At 64.2% G+C, this 17,314-nt stretch carries 15 protein-coding genes and 1 pseudogene; 8 read left to right on the top strand and 8 right to left on the bottom strand.

Annotation, left to right across the window (positions count from 1 at the left end; translation table 11 throughout):
- Position 1: 1 nt before the first annotated feature.
- The gene (locus tag C3B44_RS10890) at positions 2–682 is read right to left on the bottom strand and encodes an NYN domain-containing protein (protein ID WP_108432381.1); all 681 of its coding nucleotides are present in this window, start codon (positions 680–682) and stop codon (positions 2–4) included.
- Between the two features lie 84 nt (positions 683–766).
- Positions 767–1,576, bottom strand: coding sequence for a tRNA (guanosine(46)-N7)-methyltransferase TrmB (gene trmB, locus C3B44_RS10885; RefSeq protein ID WP_108432380.1), 810 nt, complete (start codon positions 1,574–1,576; stop codon positions 767–769).
- Between the two features lie 541 nt (positions 1,577–2,117).
- Here trmB and C3B44_RS10880 point away from each other — a divergent pair.
- Positions 2,118–3,941 (top strand): phosphoenolpyruvate carboxykinase (GTP), encoded by a 1,824-nt coding sequence (locus tag C3B44_RS10880; RefSeq protein ID WP_108432379.1) that lies wholly within the window; start codon positions 2,118–2,120, stop codon positions 3,939–3,941.
- 450 nt (positions 3,942–4,391) lie between these two features.
- On the opposite strand, the gene C3B44_RS10875 is transcribed toward C3B44_RS10880, so the two are convergent.
- From C3B44_RS10875 to C3B44_RS10865, 3 genes are all read right to left on the bottom strand, one after another.
- A complete protein-coding gene (locus C3B44_RS10875) occupies positions 4,392–5,435 on the bottom strand; it encodes a FecCD family ABC transporter permease (protein WP_108432378.1) in 1,044 nt (347 codons plus the stop codon).
- Positions 5,436–6,377 carry a FecCD family ABC transporter permease gene (locus C3B44_RS10870; protein ID WP_328588280.1) on the bottom strand — a complete coding sequence of 314 codons (942 nt, stop codon included), beginning with the start codon at positions 6,375–6,377 and terminating at the stop codon, positions 5,436–5,438.
- Between the two features lie 85 nt (positions 6,378–6,462).
- A complete protein-coding gene (locus C3B44_RS10865; protein WP_108432377.1) occupies positions 6,463–7,416 on the bottom strand; it encodes an iron-siderophore ABC transporter substrate-binding protein in 954 nt (317 codons plus the stop codon).
- Between the two features lie 207 nt (positions 7,417–7,623).
- On the opposite strand from C3B44_RS10865, the pseudogene C3B44_RS10860 reads away from it, so the two are divergent.
- The 5 genes and pseudogenes from C3B44_RS10860 (at position 7,624) to C3B44_RS10840 (ending at position 11,110) form a co-directional block, all read left to right on the top strand.
- A pseudogene (locus C3B44_RS10860) lies at positions 7,624–8,488 on the top strand (ABC transporter ATP-binding protein).
- Between the two features lie 341 nt (positions 8,489–8,829).
- Positions 8,830–9,258 carry a phosphatase PAP2 family protein gene (locus C3B44_RS10855; protein ID WP_146183456.1) on the top strand — a complete coding sequence of 143 codons (429 nt, stop codon included), beginning with the start codon at positions 8,830–8,832 and terminating at the stop codon, positions 9,256–9,258.
- Positions 9,259–9,394: 136 nt separating this feature from the next.
- On the top strand, positions 9,395–9,880 hold the full coding sequence (locus tag C3B44_RS10850) for a hypothetical protein (RefSeq protein ID WP_146183457.1): 486 nt from the start codon (positions 9,395–9,397) through the stop codon (positions 9,878–9,880).
- 99 nt (positions 9,881–9,979) lie between these two features.
- A complete protein-coding gene (locus C3B44_RS11690; protein WP_146183458.1) occupies positions 9,980–10,372 on the top strand; it encodes a sensor histidine kinase in 393 nt (130 codons plus the stop codon).
- A gap of 27 nt (positions 10,373–10,399) precedes the next feature.
- A complete protein-coding gene (locus C3B44_RS10840) occupies positions 10,400–11,110 on the top strand; it encodes a response regulator (protein ID WP_108432373.1) in 711 nt (236 codons plus the stop codon).
- Here the strand turns inward: C3B44_RS10840 and C3B44_RS10835 are convergent.
- Entirely contained in the window at positions 11,014–11,742 is a 729-nt protein-coding gene (locus C3B44_RS10835) for a class I SAM-dependent methyltransferase (RefSeq protein WP_108432663.1), read from the bottom strand. The two genes, C3B44_RS10840 and C3B44_RS10835, sit on opposite strands and share 97 nt — an antisense overlap.
- A gap of 84 nt (positions 11,743–11,826) precedes the next feature.
- On the opposite strand from C3B44_RS10835, the gene C3B44_RS10830 reads away from it, so the two are divergent.
- Positions 11,827–12,939, top strand: coding sequence for a glycosyltransferase family 4 protein (locus C3B44_RS10830; protein ID WP_108432372.1), 1,113 nt, complete (start codon positions 11,827–11,829; stop codon positions 12,937–12,939).
- Here C3B44_RS10830 and C3B44_RS10825 read toward each other — a convergent pair.
- Both C3B44_RS10825 and C3B44_RS10820 read right to left on the bottom strand, forming a co-directional pair.
- The gene (locus tag C3B44_RS10825) at positions 12,911–14,413 is read right to left on the bottom strand and encodes an MmpA family trehalose lipid delivery protein (RefSeq protein WP_108432371.1); all 1,503 of its coding nucleotides are present in this window, start codon (positions 14,411–14,413) and stop codon (positions 12,911–12,913) included. The two genes, C3B44_RS10830 and C3B44_RS10825, sit on opposite strands and share 29 nt — an antisense overlap.
- 5 nt (positions 14,414–14,418) lie before the next feature.
- Positions 14,419–15,624, bottom strand: a complete 1,206-nt coding sequence (locus C3B44_RS10820; protein WP_158268628.1) for a porin PorA family protein — start codon at positions 15,622–15,624, stop codon at positions 14,419–14,421.
- 78 nt (positions 15,625–15,702) lie between these two features.
- Here C3B44_RS10820 and C3B44_RS10815 point away from each other — a divergent pair, with 78 nt between their 5' ends.
- Positions 15,703–16,866 carry an acyltransferase family protein gene (locus C3B44_RS10815; protein ID WP_108432369.1) on the top strand — a complete coding sequence of 388 codons (1,164 nt, stop codon included), beginning with the start codon at positions 15,703–15,705 and terminating at the stop codon, positions 16,864–16,866.
- Positions 16,867–17,314 lie beyond the last annotated feature (448 nt).

Raw genomic sequence — 17,314 nt, 5'->3', positions numbered from 1 at the left:
ATCAGGAACCCTGGCGGCTGTTGAGCAAGGACGTCAGCGGGCGGAACGGCTGCAGGCAGGCGCCCTCGTCCGGCAGCTTGTCCAGGTTGATACGCGGCAGCGGCTCGCGGAAGACCCCGGGGATCTCCTCGAGGTCGACGAAGTGAATGGCGTCGTCCGACAGGGCCCAGGCGGAGTGCTCGTGGAAGCCGAGGACGGTGACGGGGAGGCCGTCGTCGATAAGCTCATTGATGGTCTCGTGGAAGTTCTGGCCGTCGGCGCTGGCAACGACGAGCCCGCGCAGCGTGCCCTCCGAGCGGCGGCGCTCGATGTGGGCGAGCATGTCCGGATCGACGTCCGAATCCTCGGTGACCTTCGGCTTCGCGAAGACCGCGAAACCCACGTTGCGCAGCGCCTCCACCCACGGGCGGACGACGTCCGCGCCGCCGGGGGAGACGTTGGTGAACACGGTGGCCTCCGGCTCGAGGCGGGTGTGCAGCTCGGCGGAGAGCTGGTTGGCTTCGTTGATGAGCCAGCGACCGATGGCGTCGAAACGCGGGCGATACGCCGCGGTGGGGCGCCCACCGAGGATCGCACCCAGTCCCATGTCGAGGTTCGGGGCGTCCCAGACGAGCAGGAGCCCGTCGGGGCCGGGGGCGGCACCAGGGCTGTAGTGGTGGGTCGACTCGTGGATATCACTCACGATGAACGTCCTTTGTCGATGTCAGAAATATTCTCAAAAAGCGCGGGCCGCGGCCGGTTTCCCGGAAGCGGCACCGTATCGAGTCTACGGCTTTACGACGGTATCCGGGTTCTCGGCCTCCGTACGACGCCACAGATACTCGTGGATCACATGGTCCTTATCGAGGCCCTTGCCCTCGAACTTGGTGATGACCTGCCGGTCTGTCAGAAGCGGGGCTTCCGGCCAGGGCCAGCCTTTGTACTCGAGGAGATCTTCGACGTGGACCAGCTCGTCGATCCACTCCGCGTAGTCCGCGTGATCGGTGGCGACGTGCAGTACCCCACCCGGCTTGAGACGGGAGGCAATGAGCCGCAGCGGGCCGGACTGGATGATGCGACGTTTGTGGTGGCGGGCCTTCGGCCAGGGATCGGGAAAGAAGATACGGACGCCGTCGAGCGTGTTCGGCGCGAACATGCGGGCGAGTACCTCGATGCCGTCGCCGCGGATCATGCGCACGTTATCGATGCCGCCGCGCACGACGGAGCCCAGTAGCTTTGCCAGGCCCGGCTTGTACAGCTCGACGGCGATGACGTTGGTGTTAGCTTCCAGCGGGGCCATCGCCGCGGTCGAGGTGCCGGTGCCGGAGCCGATCTCGACGATGGTGGGGTGATTGCTGCGGCCGAACCACTCGTCGAGGTCGATGACCTCGTCGTGCAGCACGGTGCCCAGTCGCGGCCAGTGTTCGTTGAACAGGGCCTGCTGATTATCGGTCAGCGTGCCGCGGCGGAAGGTGACCTGGCCGAGGCGTGGATAATCGAGGCCGTCGCGGAACTCGGTCTGCGGCGGGCGGCCGGCGGGGAGCTCGCCGAGGCCAGTGTGGGTCGCGTCGGCGGGGTGCGGGTGTGAAACGTTCATCGCTACCTATTGTTCACGTGACGTGCGGCAACACAAATCTCTGCGGGGGTTTTAAAGAGTTCCTGTGACACGCGCGAGAGGTTATGACCTCTTTGCTAGTGGCGGTGTGGGGCGGTGGTGTCGTCGAGGTGTCCGCGGGCTGGGCGTGCTCCGCCGGTTGTTTGCAGACGAAAAGGAATGCGCAGCGGGGGTAACAGGGGAATGGGACTATCTAACAAGCTGTGCCTATGGCACTGTCACTGTGCGAACCTGGCCTTGGCAGGGGTGTGAATGTGTGGTGTGGCCGGGCGCTATACCCCGCTTCGGGGGTGGATTTGGTGTGGTGCTGGTCAAGTTTTGCGGGGGCCTATCCGGGGCCTTCGCGGGTGGGCGCACTGTTTATGACCAGTGGACTTTGCCTGCGCAAAGTTAAGGTGCGCGAGGTCGGTGGGAGTGGATATTCTGGAGGTGCGAGAGCGAAGGGTTCGCCGCGTCCGCTTCGGGTGCGCAGCATCCCGGAGCTGGTAACTCACCGTTGACGCTTACTTAGTCAGGAGAATGCATGACCACCGCAATCAAGGGCCTGGTCGGCGAAGCGCCGACCGACAATGAGCAGCTGATCAGCTGGATCAACGAAGCCGTGGAGCTGATGCAGCCGGAGAGCGTTGTCTTCATCGACGGCTCCCGCGAGGAAGCCGACCGCCTTTCTGCCGAGCTGGTCGAGGCAGGCACCCTGATCAAGTTGAACGAGGAGAAGCGGCCCAACAGCTACCTCGCCCGTTCCAACCCGTCCGACGTTGCCCGCGTCGAGTCGCGCACCTTCATCTGCACCGAAAGCGAGAAGGATGCCGGTTCGACCAACCACTGGGCCCCGCCGAAGGCGATGAAGGAAGAGATGCGTGAGCACTTCCAGGGCTCCATGAAGGGTCGCACCATGTACGTCGTGCCCTTCTGCATGGGCCCGATCAGCGACCCGGACCCGAAGCTCGGCGTCCAGCTCACCGACTCTGCCTACGTCGTGCTGTCCATGGGCATCATGACCCGCATGGGCCAGCAGGCCCTCGACAAGATCGGCACCGACGGCGAATTCGTGCCCTGCCTGCACTCGGTGGGCCACCCGCTCGCCGAAGGCGAAGAGGATGTTCCCTGGCCGTGCAACGAAACCAAGTACATCACCCACTTCCCGGAGACCAAGGAGATCTGGTCCTACGGCTCGGGCTACGGCGGCAACGCCATCCTCGCGAAGAAGTGCTACGCCCTGCGTATCGCCTCCAAGATGGCCCAGGAAGAGGGCTGGATGGCTGAGCACATGCTCATCCTCAAGCTGACCAACCCGGAGGGCAAGGTCTTCCACATCGCGGGCGCCTTCCCTTCGGCCTGCGGCAAGACCAACCTCGCGATGATCACCCCGACCATCGAGGGCTGGAAGGCCGAGGTCGTCGGCGACGACATCGCCTGGCTGCACCTGCGCGAGGACGGCCTCTACGCCGTCAACCCGGAGAATGGTTTCTTCGGTGTCGCGCCGGGCACCAGCTACGACTCCAACCCGATCGCCATGAAGTCCATGGAGCCGGGCAACATCATCTACACCAACGTTGCGCTGACCGATGACGGCGACGTCTGGTGGGAGGGCATCGACGGGGAGACCCCGGACCACCTCATCGACTGGAAGGGCAACGACTGGACCCCGGAGTCCAACGACAAGGCGGCCCACCCGAACTCCCGCTACACCATCCCGATCGCGCAGTGCCCGACCGCGGCGCCGGAATACGACGACTGGAAGGGCGTCAAGCTCGACGCCATCCTGTTCGGCGGCCGCCGCCCGGACACCGTCCCGCTGGTCACCGAGTCCTTCGATTGGAACAACGGCACCATGATCGGCGCGACGCTGGCCTCCGGTCAGACCGCGGCCTCCGCCGAGGCTTCGGTGGGCTCCCTGCGCCACGACCCGATGGCGATGCTGCCGTTCACCGGCTACAACATCGGTGACTACTTCCAGAACTGGCTGGACATGGGTGAGCGCGGCGGTGACAAGCTGCCGAAGATCTTCCTGGTCAACTGGTTCCGCCGGGGTTCCGACGGACGCTTCCTCTGGCCCGGATTCGGCGAGAACTCCCGCGTTCTGAAGTGGATCACCGAGCGCTGCGAGGGTAAGGCCGGCGCCGCTGAGACGCTCGTCGGCTACACCGCGCGCCCGGAGGACCTCGACCTCGAGGGTCTGGATGCCCCGGCCGAAGACGTCGCGGAAGCATTGGCTGTCAACCCGGAAGAGTGGCAGCGCAACGCCGAGGAATCGGCGCAGTACCTGTACACCCTCGGCGCGCGCGTGCCGGAGGAGATCTACAACCAGATCAACGAGCTCAAGGCTCGCGCCCGCAACGCTTAAGCTGCGCTAGCTGACCTTAGCTAATTCAGGCCGTCCACCGTTTGCCGGTGGGCGGCCTGAAGTGCTGATACTTATTGTGTTGTTTGGTGGAGAATGGAACGGGCCTACGACTATGCCGCGGCATAGTGCGGACTGAGTTTTTACGCATGTGCGTAATCGGAAATTGATGAATCCCGGGGAACTCATAGGTACGCGGGACGCACTGTCATCTGCGCCGCTGGGGCCTGGGACGTGACTGCCAAAGCCGGATGGCTTTTACCAATTACCCCGACATCGTCGCTACCGTCTTGCCGGAGAAGCGGTACAAACAAACCGCATCTGACACTTAATGATGGAGAACTATAGCGGGCTGACGGTAGCGGAACGCGATAAAGCCGCACGGGGTCTTGTCGCCGCCCCAGAGAATGAGCCCTCCACGGCATCCCAGCAATAACGTAAAAGAAGCCGGGGCTAGCGGCGGAAGGCTCGTGAACTATGCCGCCCGATGAGGACGACGAGGGCAATGCCGCCGATAACTGACGTGATTGCGCCAACCGGAGCGGTGACCGGCAAGAGTCTTTCGATCACAGCGCAGACCGACAGCAGTGCCGCTCCTGCAGCCCCAGCTACGATCGGTGAGGGCGGGGCGTTTCCCGTGAGAAGCCGGGCGCCATGTGGGGCGAGCAACGCCACGAAACCGATGGGCCCGGCGACGGAGACGACGACAGCGGCTATGCCCGTGGTGGCGAGGAGCAATAGGGCGCGCTGCATACGGACGTTGACGCCGAGCATAGTGGCAGAGACATCGTCGTGAGCAAGCACGGGGAGGTCTTTCGCGCACCACGCCCCGACGATGAGGAAAGGCACTAAGGCGAGACAGAGTGGGGCGATGGCGTCCATGCGGATGAAGCCGGTGGCGCCCGCGAGCCAGGTCTGTGCCTCTGCGGCGCGCAGGATCTGCGTCTTCAGCAGGAGGTAACTGACTACCGCATGACACATGAGCGAGAGGGAGAACCCAATAAGAACAATCCTTTGGCTGGTGCCCACTCCTCCTAAAAGACTCAGGACGACGACGATCGCTAAAGATCCCAACATGGCGAGGGCTGCGCGCCACCAGAAGGTCGGGATGTCCTGGGCGAATTCTGGTCGCGTAGAAATGGTGCCCAGCACCACTGCGACGGAGGCACCCCCGGTCACTCCCAGCACGTCGGGTGAGGCCAACGGGTTACGCGACATGGTTTGGCTCCAGGCCCCGGCCATTCCCAGAGCAGCGCCGATAATAACCGTCGCGAGCGCGACCGGAAGGCGAAGGTCCCAGATCACGTTGATATGGGAACGACTACCTCCGCCGGTGAGAACGTCAATGACTTCCACGGGAGAAAGCTGCAGAGCCCCTAGGCTCAGCAGCGCCACATACGCCCCGGCGGTGATGAGGAGAAAAACCAGCAGCACCACGGTGGAACGGCGGCGCCGACGTGTGTGCAAGGTGTGTAACTCGTCGAGCGTGGTCGGCATTTAGATAGTGTCCTTCTTCCACCCCAGGCCCCGCTTCACGGCAATGATCAGCAGGGGAGCGCCGATCATGGAGACCACGATCGCCATTTCCAACTCGCCGGGGCGCATGATCAAACGGCCGACGATATCAGCGATGAGAACCGCCACCCCGCCGAGGAGAGCGGCGGGCGCCACGAGCACGACGACGCGTGGACCCAGCCAGGCGCGCAGAAAATGGGGCACGGCAAAGCCGACGAAAGCAATCGGGCCCGCCGCGGCGGTAGCGCAACCTGCGAGGATGACAATTCCGGTGGTCGCTAGAAGCCGGGCGCGCAGCGGTGAACCGCCGAGGGCGGTCGAGGTCTCCTCGCCCATGGCGAGCAAATCGAGCGGGCGGGCAGCCAGAGCCGCTAAGACCAGGCCAATGAGCAGCCCGCAGCCCGCGATCGCCACATCTTCGTAGGAGCGCCCGAACGTCGAACCGACGGTCCAGCGGCGCATGCTTTCCAGTACCTCGGTCGAAAACAAACCGATGACGACGGCCGCCGACTGCAGAGAGGCGGACACGCCTACTCCCGCTAGCACTAAAGCCAGAGGGTTCAATGACCGGTGGGCGAGGAAGACGACGAGCAAGACGGCCAGCGCGGAGCCGATCAACGCCGAGAACGTTCTGCTCCCCGCGGTGATCGCGAACCCCGACACGGCGCCTAGGGCAACGAAAAACGACGCGCCCGCAGTGATGCCGATAATCCCGGGATCTGCCAGCGGGTTTCCCGTCCATGACTGGGTGAGCAGCCCTGCGACGGCGAGTGCGGCTCCGGCGAAGAACGCCAAGAGCGTTCTCGGGATGCGTAGATCCCACACGAGATCGCGGATCTCGGCAGGGGCGGTGCCGCTCAGTCCGGCGATCACGTCGGCAGGCGCGAGCATCCGGGAGCCGAGGAACAGCGATGCGACCAGCAACAGGACCGCGATGCCCCCAAGAATCGTGATCGCTAAATGTTTCGGTGTCGTGTTTTTCGCCCGTGTCACTGTTTGCACGGTGTTTTTAGGAGAGCTGATCGTCGAACTGATCGATGACCCACGGAATGGTCACGGGATTCGGCATGCTCATGGCGTTGCCCACATCAGTGGAGAAGTAGTGGACGCGCCCGTCTTTGACGATGTCGAGATTCTGGAAGGTCTGGTCTTCCTTAATGGTGTCGACGGCGCCGTTGTAGTCCAGAACAAACAGGTAGTCCACGTCGTTGAGCTCCGCGTAGTTCTCCGGCGCGTAGTCCACGAAGAAGCTGGAGCCATCGCCTTCGAGTTCCTCCGGAATGGTGAACCCGAGGTTCTCGATGAACTGCCCGCGGCCATCACCAGGGGTGTAAAGGCCGAGCTTTCCTTCGTAGGGCATGACGATCGCTGCGGTCTTGCCCTGTAGCTCAGCGTGGGAGTCTTTGAAGTCCGCGAACTTCTGGTTCGTCTCCTCGACGAGCTCGTCGCCTTCTTCCTTTTTGTCAACGGCCTCGGCGATCGTCTCGATCTGCACATCCCAGGGGACCTGCCAGTCCTCGTGTTCCTCGGGCCTGACGGTGGTGGGTGCGATGGCCTCGAGCGCGTCGTAGGCTTCCGCGTCGACGGCCTGGTTAACGGCGATGATCTGCGTGGGATCGGCCGAGGAGATCTCTTCGAGGACGTCGGCCGTAAATCCTTGCGCGGTGTTGTAGATGACGGTCGGCTCCGCATCGCCGATCAGATCTTTCGACCAGGGCCCCACTCCGGGCTCTTCCACGTCGCCTTCGGTGCCCCACGGGGCAATCGCTACGGGGGTGATGTCCAAGGCAAGCAGGGTATCGGCATCTCCGAGGCCGACAGCGGCGACCCGCTGTTCCTCGTTGTTGTTGGCAGCCGCGTCCGGGGTGGGTTCGCCTTCGCCCTTCGAGCAGCCAGTAAGAACGAGTGCGGCGGAGGCGACCGCAGCTCCGGCGGCGGGCAGGCGCTTGGTGAATCGGTCCATGGTGTCCTCGGCTAGGGATTGGCAGGGGTGCTGATCGCAATAATAGTAAACACACCGCACCTGATTTAGGCAAGGCTACCCTTATTCTCTGGGTTAGTGATGGGGCGCACGCTGCGCAGCGTGGCGGATGCGACGATCCAGTAACGGGATCTTGCGCACACTCAAAGAACCGGAAAATCGCGAAATTCTTAGGCTAGGCTAGCCTCTATGGCACTTCCGGATGTAGAGCACGCCACCACGAAGACGACCACCTCCAGGGCGCAGACGGTACACAGTGACATCGCTCCGCTCGAGGTCACCGATCTGCGCGTTGGGTATCGAGACGGCCGGGATGTGGTCAAAGGGATTAGCCTGCAGGCCCGCGCCGGCAATGTGACCACCCTGATCGGGCCTAACGGCTGCGGCAAATCGACACTGCTGAAATCTATGTCCAAAGTGCTCACCCCCCAGCGCCGGATCCGTGCGGGTGCAGGGGAAAAACCTTCATGATCTCAACGCCAACGCCGCCGCGCGATTAGTGTCCATGCTGCCGCAGCACCCCCTGGCGCCGGAAGGCTTGCAGGTTGGCTCGCTCGTGGCGCGCGGCCGCCATCCGTGGCAGCGCAGGTTTGGGGGACTGTCGGACATCGATAAGCGAGCCGTCGAAAAAGCCTGCGACGAGACCAATATCGCCCACCTGCTGGACAGCAGCGTCGATTCCCTGTCGGGCGGGCAGCGCCAACGCGTGTGGCTGGCGATGGTCCTGGCGCAGGATACGCCGGTGATTCTTCTCGACGAGCCCACCACCTTCCTCGATCCCGCCAACGCCATCGTGATGCTGCAGTTGGTTCGCCGCCAGGCCGAGGCCGGGAAAACCGTGGTGATGGTGCTGCATGATCTGACCCTGGCGAGCCAATACTCGGATACCATTTTCATCATGAAAGACGGCGAGGTCTTGGCCCAGGGAAGCCCCAAAGAGGCGCTGACGCCGGATGCACTCGCGCGCGTCTATGGGCTCGAGGCGGAGGTGTGGGATGACCCCCAGAGCTCGCGCCCGGTGATTGTTCCGCGAGGTTTAAGCGCAGTGGTGTAGGGGCGTCACTGTCGGCGGTGCTCGCAAAGCGGTACTAACGGACAGGGTGGGCCGGGGCAGGGGTGTCCATCGGAACCGTAAATCCCCTGTGGTGTGTACTCGCTGCCCTTTGTGGGGGATCCTTATAGTCACAGTCGTTGTGGCTGGTGATGGCCGTATTTGAAGGACGTGTCTATGTCTGACCGAGGCGCGATCACACAGAACTGCGAACGATGTTGATGAAAGGAACAAAAAATGCAAGAAATCCGGAACAAAACCGGTTACCTCGAAGCTATCAACACAATACCCTACATCTTTAAAGCAGTCGTTGCGGGGCCCTGGGAGTTGCCTTCTGGGTGATCATGTTTTCCGACGAAGGATTCTGGCCCAAGGCGCTGATCACACTCGGAATCCTAGTTCTCCTCGTCCTGTTTTTTCGCGGCAGGACCTATTTGCGTATTCATACTGAAGGTCAGGTAGCAGTCGGGTTGTTCCCGCTTGCTCGGCGGAAATTCGGCGTGGACGAGATCGTCGACGTGTGCCCAGAAGTGATCCCGAAGGAACAACGGATCCGCAGAGAGTGGGGCGGCCGCGGGAAGATGGAGGACGAAGACGGGCAGTTATTCGATTGTGGTTCGTCAACTCGGTCGATTGTCCTGTACTTAACCGAGGGCCGCATCGTGAAGGTCGGGTTCGGCGATGACGACGGCAACGTCGATGAAGCGGCGGCGAAGGTCCGAGAGGCCGTCCTGAGCGCCCAACGCAGGCAAGAGAGTGAGTCGCGGCCGTAAAAGTAGAAAGCATTCGAAAAGTAATCTACTTCGGCAGAATTAGAGCCGCGTCTTTTGTACGCTCAGTGCTGTGTACCTAGCGCGTAGCTTTTTTCGGACCCGGCAGATCTTGAGGTCGCCGCGTGCGATTTCGGCCGTGGCGCTGGTACTGACATTCACCGAGATTCTGGTCAGGGGATGGGACGTCGATGTTGCCGCGCTCATCTGTGCCTGGGGAGCGGCCGCCCTCATGGGCGTAGCCCCTTTCAGAGGAATCCCTTTGATCCTTGGCTTGGTGTTGTTGCCGGCATTCATCAGCAGCGACATCATCTACGCCCCAGCTTTCGCTTTCATAGTTCTGCTGTGGAGTGAAGCGGCGCGGGTGGGGTTCGCGGCACCGGTGGTGAGCACGGTGTTAATAGGGGTTTCGTACCTGCTGGCCGATAACGGCGACAGCGAGTTATTCACCGACACGCAGTGCCAAGCTCTAGCTTTTGCTCTGCTCTCAGCGGCGTTTCTCTTCACCTGCTTCCCGAGGCTTACAGGAAAGCTCGCGGATCGAGAGCACGATCACAAGGAGATCCACGACCATCTGGGTACGCCGCTGAGCAACATCTCGCTGTTGGCGAGGGGGTCCTGTTAGGACGGGCGGAAACTTGCCGCAATCCAGACGGAAGCCAAACAAGCGCTGCAGTTCATTCGCGGCGGCTCGCAGGCCTTGGAGAAGCGGGACCCGGGTGCGGTGGACACGCTCGTCGATAATTGCCGAGCCTTGTCGTCCGTAGCCGGTTTTCCTGTCCAGGTCACGGGGAATGCGAAGAATATCTCTTTCGGCGCGAGGCGTGCTCGGGAAGTGCGGTATTGCTTGCGAGAAATCACCGCCAATGTGATCAAACATGGCCACACCGAGGACCCGGTGACTATCACCGTGTCGCAACATCAGGGTGGGGTCTACATCGGGATCGAGAATTCGCTGAGCCGCCAACGCGTGCCGAATATTTATAGTACGGGCAGCGGGCTCGACATCTTGTCGGACCGCATGGAGAGAGTCAATGGCCGATTCGATTACACAACCGACGGCACGCGGTGGTGCTCGGCCCTTATTCTCTTCGACGAAGACAACGAGAAGAGGTAATCTCCTGTGGTCGGAACACTCCCAGTCATGGTGGTTGATGATGACCCCATCAGCGTGCGGGGCATATCGGCAATGCTCAAATCCGATGAATCGATCGAGGTCATAGTCGCCCCGAACGATCCGGATCAGGCGATCGAAACCGCCCGGAAAACCCGACCCAAGGTCATCCTGCTCGATTATCACTTCCCAGAAACGACGGGCATCGACCTGATCCATCAATTCCGCTCGGTTTATCCCACGCCGAAGATCCTCATGCTGTCGGCGTTTTCTACTCCGGAGTTAGCTTATGCCGCGCTGGGGCGCGGGGCGCAGGGCTTTCTTGAGAAGACGGTCACGCGGGAATACTTGACTGGGGCCTGCCACCAGGCGCTCTACGGAGGCATCACTCTCTCGCCGGCGCTGTGCAACGATGTCCTGAGGCAGCAAGTAAAAAGCTCCAAGAAGTCATCCTGGAGATTTACTCCCCGAGAAATAGAGGTAGCCGAGCTCCTCGCCGAGGGTAGAAGCAACGCGTCGATAGCGAACGAGCTGAAGCTCACCGAGTCAGCGGTCAAGAAACACGTCAGCAGCGTGATGCGCAAGACGAAGACGGGATCCGCTTCGAGGCGGCACTGGCCCTTAGGCACTTCCACTTTGGCGTTTCACCATTTTGACACCCGCGCCACGATGACGAGGTTGGACACGAAAAACTCGCGCAGGCCAGGTATGCGCACCATCCACCACGCCCAGGCGGGGTGATAGCGCGGGAAGCAGAGCTCGATGAGCGCCAGCCCGCGGTCCTCGAGCGATTGGGCCCACCGGAGGCCGTCGGAGCAGGAGACGTCGAAAAGCGAGGTACCCCAGACGTTTTTCGGCGGGCGGCCGTGGAGGCGCTCGTAGCGACGCCGCGCGTACTCCCCGCCGACGTAGTGCGGCCAGAGCCCGGTCTCGTGGCCGCCGAAGGGCCCGAGCCAGACGGTGTAGGAGAGTACGACCAACCCGCCGGGGCGGGTGACGCGGACCATCTCGTCGCCGAGGGCGGTGAAGTCGGGGACGTGTTCGGCGACGTTCGAGGAGTACGCGATGTCGAGGGAGTGGGTGCGAAAGGGCAGGGCGGTGCCGTCGCCACGCACGGAGGTGCTCAGGCTGATGCCGGCGGCGGCCATCTCCCCGACGTCGGGCTCGAGCCCGAGATAGCGCGCCCCGCGGCGCTCGAAGGCTTCGGCGAAGTAGCCGGGGCCGCCGCCGACGTCGAGCACTGTCTTTTCCTTAAGGTCCTCGCCGGTGATATCCCCGGAGAGCGCGCTGATGAGGCGGGCGGTGTCCTCGGCCAGCGGCCGGTAGAACTGCGCGGGGGCGGTCTGTTCGTAGCGAAACGAACGCAGCAGCATGAGCGATCTGTCGAGTGTGGCCAGGCCACGGGTGGCGGGAAACTTCACGTCTACCCAGTCTAGGGAAGTAGGGTGGCGCGAAGGATGAAGATTTTTTTGTTGTGCTGGAGAGATTCCACCCACCCCCAGGGCGGTGGCTCTGAGCGCTACCTGGAGCGCGTCGGCGAGCACCTCGCGGCGCAGGGCCACGAGGTTGTCTACCGCACCGCCGGGCACACGGATGCCCCGCGGCGGAGCCGCCGTGACGGGGTCCGGTACTCGCGCTCCGGGGGCAAGTACACGGTGTATCTCAATGCGTTGGCGGGCCTGCTGTTGGGCCGGCTGGGGCTGGGGACGTTGCGGGGGTGTGACGTGGTCGTCGATACGCAAAACGGCATCCCGTTTTTCGCCCGCCTGGTCGCGGGGGTGCCCACGATCCTGCTCACCCATCACTGCCACCGCGAGCAGTGGCCGGTGGCCGGCCCCATCATCGGGCGTCTCGGGTGGTTTCTGGAGTCGGTGCTCGCCCCGCGCATCTACCGCGGCGCGCAGTACGTGACAGTCTCCGGCGCCTCCCGCGACGACCTCGTCCACCTCGGGGTGAGGCCGCAGGATATCGCGATCATCGAAAACGGCATCGACCCGGTGCCGGAGCACGTGCCCCACCTTGAAAACGATGGCCTCACCCACCTGGTCACCCTGTCGCGTTTGGTGCCGCATAAGCAGATCGAGCACGCCATGGACGCGCTCGCCGGTCTGGAGGAGTCGGTGGTGCTCGACGTCATCGGCAACGGCTGGTGGGCGGATGCCTTGCATGAATACGCCGCTGAGCAGGGCATATCGGATCGCGTTATCTTCCATGGCACGGTCAGCGAAGAGCACAAGCACGCCCTGCTCGAGCAGGCGCGCCTGCATCTCATGCCCTCGCGCAAGGAGGGGTGGGGCCTGGCCGTGGTCGAGGCGGCGCAGCACGGCGTGCCGACGATCGGCTACCACTCCGCCGGCGGCCTCGGCGACTCGATCCGGCATGGAGAGACCGGGTTGCTTATCGACGGCCCCGCCGACCTCTCCGCCACCATCCAGGCGCTCTTGGACGATGACGCGAAACGCCGCCGCCTCGGCGAGGCGGCGCGCACGCTCGCGCACAGCTATTCGTGGGCGTCGACGGCACGCCGTTTCGAAGAGTTGCTCAACGACGTCGTCGCAGCCAACCGCTGAGTACGAGCCCGGCACCTAAAAACATCCAGAAGACCGTGAGCACGATGCCGGCGGTGCGCTCGCCTGGCTCGGCAGCCGTCTCGATGACGGTGCCATCGCCGGCGACGACCATCCCGACACCCAGGCGCTCCAGCCGGTGGAGATCGCCCTGATGAAAGGCCTCGACGGCGGCGGTGTAGCGACGGATCGGCGGGTCGGTGCGCACCCCGTCGACGAAGAGTTCGCCGGATTCGACCACGGACATCGCCTTCGTGTGTGGCTCGATGATGACCGCGCCGTCCTCGCGCCGGGTCAAGGCGTCGCGGTCGAGGAAGAGGGTGTCGCGGCCGTCGGCACGCGCGATGAGCTCTTCGTCGAGCGTGATCTCCACTGGGCGCAGCTCGTCGACCGCGAGGGGCGCGTCGGGAATCTGGGCGATCGCCAGGGCCGCCGCCAGCGCGCAGAACGCCGGGCGCAGCATGCCGGCGAGCGCGACGTAGGCGGGAATCGCCAGCATCACGAGCTTCTGGCTATCGCGCACCAGCCCGCCGCCGGGCACCGTGGTGACCAAGAGGCGCAGCAGGTCCGGAATCAGCCACGCCGAGATCGCCACCGCCAGCCCACAGCCCGCGAGCACCAGCAGCCGGCGCGGCACGTTGCGCCACACGCTCAGCAGCAGCAGAAACAGCGCCACCCCGAACAGCGCGAAGCCGGCTTCGCGGGAGGCGGGCACGGCCTCGGCGTTCCAGATCCCGCCGAGGCCCACCAGCGCGCCGGGCGTGCCGACGTACTGCTCCGCCCGCGGCGCGAACGCCGTCACCGAACGTGCCAGCGAGGTGCCGGCGGAAGGATCGGCCAACCCGGGTAGCAGCCACGGCAGGCTCGCCGCCGTCCCGGTCACGAGAAGCCCGAGGCGCATGAGGTGCCGGCGGGCGGTCACGACCGCGACGACGGTGGCGATGATCGCGCCCGTCGGCGTCAGCGAGGCGGCCACCACGGCGATGGCGGCGATCAGCGGGCGAGCGCTCAGGCCGGCCGCCGCGATCAGCGGCAGCAGCCAGGCGGCGATCACCAGCGACCAGTGGCCCTGCAGCAAGCGCTCGACGACGAAGGGGTTATAGACCGCGATCGTCATCCCGGCCGCGATCGCCCAGGCGGAGGCAGCTGCGCCAGCACGTTCGCAGACCACGACGACCAGCCACCACGCCCCCACCGCGGCGGCGGCGCCGGCGGCGATAAGGGCGAGGCGGGCGAACCACGAGGCGTCGATAAGCATCCCCACGATCGCGAGCACCCCGTCCTGCGGGGCGTTACGCGCGGGCAGATCCCCCATGCCGACGGCCGCGGGACTCAGCGCCGGATCGGCGAGCACGAGCATGTCGCGCAGCGCCAACTCGCCGGGGTGCAGCAGCGGGTGGGTCAGCGCCCCGACGAGCAGCACCGCCCAGGCGGGCAGCAGGATCCTAGCGAGGGGGTTGAGCCGGTCTAACGCCATGGTCTCTAGCGCTCGTTGGCGGGCAGGGACTGCAGCGCGCGGCGGTGGCGCAGGATCAGCCAGGCGATCGCGGCGGTGGCCACGACGGCGAAGAAACGGCCGATCCACGCGAGGATCTGCAGGATGCGCAGCTGGGTGACTTCGCGGGCGGTGGCGTCATAACGCGCCTCGCGCATCTCTTCGGTCCAGGAACCGCTTAAGTGAAACACCGTGCGGGAAGGGTTCGGGTCGGTGTGCTCGCGGGCGAGGTTTTCGGCCTCCTCGGCGTCGCGGGCGAGAAACGCGTAGTAGTAGCTATCGACGTCGAGGACGTGGCCGGTATCCGGCTCCACGACGATCTCGCGCCCGGAGGTGAGGTAGGTGTGCAGCTCGACGTCATCGTCGGCGCTCAAGCCCAGGGCGGCGAGCTCCTCGTCGCTGTAGAAACGCTCGGCGCGGCCGTTGAAGTCGAGGTTGCCGAGGAGCAGATCGGCGATGGGGGCGTTGGGGGCGGTGGCGTCGATACGCACCGGGTTTAAGTCCTGGGCGAAGACGTAGGCATCGAGATCGCCGACGGCGGTGGGATCGATGTAGTCGATCGGCTCGTCGCGGCCCGTGGCCGGATCCGAGAACAGATACGAGCGGCGCTCGGTGTTGAAGGGGACGAAGTGGCGCAGGCCCGGGCGGGCCTCACCCTCGGCGGTGGCTTCCTCGCTGAGGGCAGCGGAATACGCCCGGTAGGTGTGCGGGGTGCCCGGCACCGGCAGGGCGGAGCCGCGATCGAGGGTGACGTGTTCGTCGAAAAGCACCAGCGGCTCGCCGTCGAAAATGATCTCCGTGTGGGCCTCTAAGATGAGCTCGTCGCGTTCTGCGCCCTTCGAGGTGGTGTGGGTCTGCTCAAGGGACGCCGGCGCGGTAGCTATGGTACAGCGCAGGGGCGCTTCGTCGCGGGTGTCCCGGTACTGGGCGCACTCCGGGTCCTGCGGCAGGTTGCGCTCGCCAGCGGGCCAGGAGCCGCCGAGGTGCATCACGGTCGCCGGCGTCGGAGCGGTCGCGGTGGTGAAGGTCTCATTGACCGGCAGGGGCTTCAAGAAGTTGATGACCAGCGGCGGAACCACAGCGCCCACGAACAGCGCGAGAAGCAGCGTGACGACGAGCCACCGCAACGCCCGCACCGGCAGAACCGGGCGCTGGGTGACGTCCTCGGCGGCGGTGTGTGCAAGTGTTCCCATCCGCGGTCCCTCCCTATACAATCGTGCGCAATCCTCCCACGCCTGAAAGCCGGGGCCGTCGACGAAGAAGAGAGGCAGATGGCGCATTCACCTCGCGACCCTACCGGTACAGCTTACAAACCCCGGCACATCGATTCCCTGGAAGGGCTGCGGGCGGTGGCGTCGGTGGGGATCATCGTCACCCACGTCGGCTTTCAGACGGGCGTCGATCCCGCCAGCCACCTCGGCGCCGTGGTGAGCCGCTTCGACTTCTTCGTCGCTGTCTTCTACGCCTTATCCGCCTTTCTGCTGTGGCGCTCCTATGGGCCGGGCACCGGGCGTTTAGCCACGGCGCGCGGGGTGGGGAAGTACTATCGCTCGCGCATCGGGCGGATCATGCCGGCATACCTGGTGCTGGTGGTTTCCGTGATCGTGCTGCTCCCCGAGGCCACGACGATGACGGCGCCGCAGATCATCGCTAACTTAACGCTCACCCAGATCTACATCCCCGACGGTCTGGTCTCCGGGCTTACCCACCTGTGGTCCCTCGCGGTCGAGGTGGCGTTTTACGCGGTGCTTCCTTTGATCGCGCTGGTGTTGGCCCGCGGTTCGAAGCGCGTGCGGGTGGCGGTGATCTGCGTGGTGGCGGTGATCTCGCTCGGCTGGGCCTACCTGCCTTTTGTTGAGGCCAGCCCCGCCGACGGCGTGGCCAACCGGCAGATCTGGCCGCCGGCCTATACGCTGTGGTTTTCCGTCGGCCTGCTCGCCGCGGAAGCGGAAGGTCATGTGGGCCCGCGGCTGCGGCGTGTGCTCTCTGTGCGCTGGCCCTTGTGGATCTGTGCGCTGTTAATCGCGTGGATAGCCGGGCGTGAGTGGTACGGGCCGCTGGGGCTGACCCACCCAGAGCCCGACGAGTTCGCCCGCCGCATCATCGCCGGCGCGCTTTTTGCCGCGCTCTTCGTGGTCCCGCCGGCGCTCGCGCCGCGGGAGGAGTTCCTCTCTGGTGCGGTGATGACCACGCTGGGGCGCTGGTCGTATTCGATCTTTCTGTGGCATGTCGCGCTCATGGCGGTCATCTTCCCGCTGAGCGGGATCTCGTACTTCTCCGGCGGCTTCGTGCCGATCCTGGTGCTCACCGTCTTGGTGACGGTGGTGGTCTCCGCGCTGAGCTACCAGTTCGTCGAAGTGCCCGGGCAGCAGATCGTGCGGAGGATCGGTGGCCGTGTGGTGAGCAGGGGCGAGGCGGGGCGCGTGGGCAGCTGACGGTGCGGCGGCGCTGGAGTTCCACGTAGTGGTATCGCTTCATGGTCCCTGAGGTGAGTGCCCTGCTTTTTGGTGCGGTTTGACGTTGCTGCCGCACAAACCCTTGAAGGAAGATGCTTGAGGGGCGCGTCCTTCAAGGGTTTGCATGTTCGCTCCACGGAACCGACCGCGACTGGGATTGAGTCCCCGCATCCGCATGCCGCGCTAGCGCTGGTCGAAATCAGCCTTATAGAAAGGGCTCTCGCGCGGTCGAAACCAGTACTCCTTTAGGGGTGACTGTTTTCGACCGCGGTGAGAAAGAAGCGTAAAAACCGGCAATCCACGAGGAAAGATCGCCAAATCTCCACCAGTGAGAGCGACGAGCACGCTGTTTTTCTAGCTCAGCACGTACCAAATAGTAAAGATAGTAAAGGATAGTAAAGCACGCCCGCGCCGAAGATCCGCACGA

It is taken from the genome of Corynebacterium yudongzhengii (assembly GCF_003065405.1).
Taxonomy (GTDB): Bacteria; Actinomycetota; Actinomycetes; order Mycobacteriales; family Mycobacteriaceae; genus Corynebacterium; species Corynebacterium yudongzhengii.
Note: the sequence above shows the minus strand (reverse complement) of the source record. Positions and strands in the feature narration are given on the sequence as shown.